General features: G+C 62.1%; 3 protein-coding genes. All 3 read right to left on the bottom strand.

The annotated features are described in order from the left end of the window. Positions 1-1217: GTP-binding protein (locus tag PHQ87_RS14485; protein ID WP_300235838.1), on the bottom strand; the 1217-nt coding region annotated here is incomplete at its 3' end. Positions 1218-1322: 105 nt separating this feature from the next. Next, positions 1323-1793: a 30S ribosomal protein S7 gene (gene rpsG / locus PHQ87_RS14480; protein WP_300235835.1), complete on the bottom strand. Its 471-nt coding sequence runs from the start codon at positions 1791-1793 to the stop codon at positions 1323-1325. A 156-nt stretch (positions 1794-1949) separates the two neighbouring features. Beyond that, a complete protein-coding gene (rpsL, locus tag PHQ87_RS14475) occupies positions 1950-2327 on the bottom strand; it encodes a 30S ribosomal protein S12 (protein ID WP_300235832.1) in 378 nt (125 codons plus the stop codon). Positions 2328-2348: the final 21 nt, after the last annotated feature.

Raw genomic sequence — 2348 nt, 5'->3', positions numbered from 1 at the left:
AGCACGATCGGCGCCGACACGTCACACAGGGTTTCCCCGGTGGTCACATCCTTCAGACCCACGCAGGCAGCGATGTCGCCGGCGCGAATTTCTTCGACCTCGGTGCGCTCCTTGGCCATCATCTGCACGATACGACCGATGCGCTCCTTCTTGCCCTTGACCGGGTTGAAGACGGTATCACCCTTGGACAGCACACCGGAGTACACGCGCACGAAGGTGAGCTGACCCACAAACGGGTCGGTCATCAGCTTGAACGCCAGGGCCGAGAACTTCTCTTCGTCGTCGGCCTTGCGCGACAGCGCCTTTTCTTCATCGTCCGGGTCGGAGCCCTTCACGTCGGGGATGTCCACGGGCGAAGGCAGGTAGTCGATGACGGCGTCCAGCATGCGCTGCACGCCCTTGTTGCGGAAGGCGGTGCCGCACAGCATCGGCTGGATCTCGGTCGCCAGGGTGCGCGCACGCAGGCCGGCCTTGATGTCGTCCTCGGACAGCGTACCCTCTTCCAGGTACTTGTTCATCAGCTCTTCGCTGGCCTCGGCAGCGGCTTCGACCATGTTCTCGCGCCACTTGTTGGCCAGCTCGGCCAACTCGGCGGGGACGTCCTGGTACTCGAACTTCATGCCCTGGGACGCTTCGTCCCAGATAATGGCCTTCATCTTGACCAGATCGACCACGCCCTTGAAGTTGTCCTCGGCACCGATCGGGATCACTACGGGCACGGGATTGGCGTTCAGGCGCAGCTTCATCTGGTCATAGACCTTGAAGAAGTTGGCGCCGGTGCGGTCCATCTTGTTGACGAAGGCCAGGCGCGGCACCTTGTGCTTGTTGGCCTGGCGCCAGACGGTCTCGGACTGGGGCTGCACGCCACCCACGGCGCAGTACACCATGCAGGCACCGTCGAGCACGCGCATGGAACGCTCCACCTCGATGGTGAAGTCCACGTGACCGGGGGTGTCGATGATGTTGAAGCGGTGCTCGGGGTAGGACAGATCCATACCCTTCCAGAAGCAGGTCACCGCCGAGGACGTGATGGTGATGCCGCGCTCTTGCTCCTGCTCCATCCAGTCGGTGGTGGCGGCGCCGTCGTGCACCTCGCCCAGCTTGTGGTTCACACCCGTGTAGAACAGGATGCGCTCGGTGGTGGTGGTCTTGCCGGCGTCGATGTGGGCGGAGATACCGATGTTGCGGTAGCGCTCGATGGGCGTTTTGCGAGCCATGAAATTACTCCATTGATGATGCGGTAAAGCCCGCGGCCCTCATGGGGCCCGCGGGCTCGCTTCTGACGATTCTGATGCGCGGGCATGGTGCCCGCGCAGGCCGGATCAGAAGCGGAAGTGGCTGAAGGCCTTGTTGGCCTCGGCCATGCGGTGGACTTCGTCGCGCTTTTTCATGGCACCGCCACGGCCTTCGTTGGCCTCCAGCAACTCGTTGGCCAGGCGCTGCGCCATGGACTTCTCGCTGCGCTTGCGGGCGGCTTCCTTGATCCAGCGCATGGACAGGGCCAGGCGGCGAACCGGGCGCACTTCGACCGGCACCTGGTAGTTGGCGCCACCCACACGGCGGGACTTGACTTCCACCATGGGCTTGACGTTGTTGATGGCCGTGAGGAACAGCTCCAGCGGATCCTTGCCGCTCTTCTTTTCCATCTGCTCGAGCGCGCCGTAGATGATGCGCTCGGCAACAGCCTTCTTGCCGCCTTCCATGATCACATTCATGAACTTGGACAGCTCGACATTGCCGAACTTGGGATCCGGCAGGATTTCACGTTTAGGGACTTCGCGACGACGTGGCATGTTTCACCTCTTGCTTCAGTTGATGACCGGAACGTCCTGTTTTCCGGACACCCCGCAGACCCATCCGGGATCTGCACTTACTCGACCCACCAACGGGTCACTACGCCGGACCGGCTCGTCAAAACCGGGCGGCACCGAATAGTCCAGGAAAACCGGTCAGGCCTTCTTGGGGCGCTTGGCGCCATACTTGGAACGGGACTGCTTGCGATCCTTGACGCCTTGCAGGTCCAGCGAGCCACGCACGATGTGGTAACGCACACCGGGCAGATCCTTGACACGACCGCCACGGACCAGCACGACGCTGTGTTCCTGGAGGTTGTGGCCTTCACCGCCGATGTAGGAAATGACTTCGAAACCGTTGGTCAGGCGCACCTTGGCGACCTTACGCAGAGCGGAGTTCGGCTTCTTGGGCGTCGTGGTGTACACACGGGTGCACACACCGCGGCGCTGCGGGCAGTTTTCCATGGCCGGGCTCTTGGATTTGGTCTGTTCGACCTCCCGGCCGTGGCGCACGAGCTGGTTGATGGTTGGCATTGATAAACGTCCCTAAACGTT

Origin of the sequence: Hydrogenophaga sp. (assembly GCF_028698005.1) — a bacterium.
Classification (GTDB): Bacteria; Pseudomonadota; Gammaproteobacteria; order Burkholderiales; family Burkholderiaceae_C; genus Hydrogenophaga.
This window is presented reverse-complemented; position numbering and strand designations above follow the sequence as displayed.

Excerpts from the sequence above, each read along its gene's own strand:
- rpsG (WP_300235835.1), bottom strand. The coding sequence starts at position 1,793 with ATGCCACGTCGTCGCGAAGTCCCTAAACGTGAAATCCTGCCGGATCCC.
- rpsL (WP_300235832.1), bottom strand. The coding sequence starts at position 2,327 with ATGCCAACCATCAACCAGCTCGTGCGCCACGGCCGGGAGGTCGAACAG.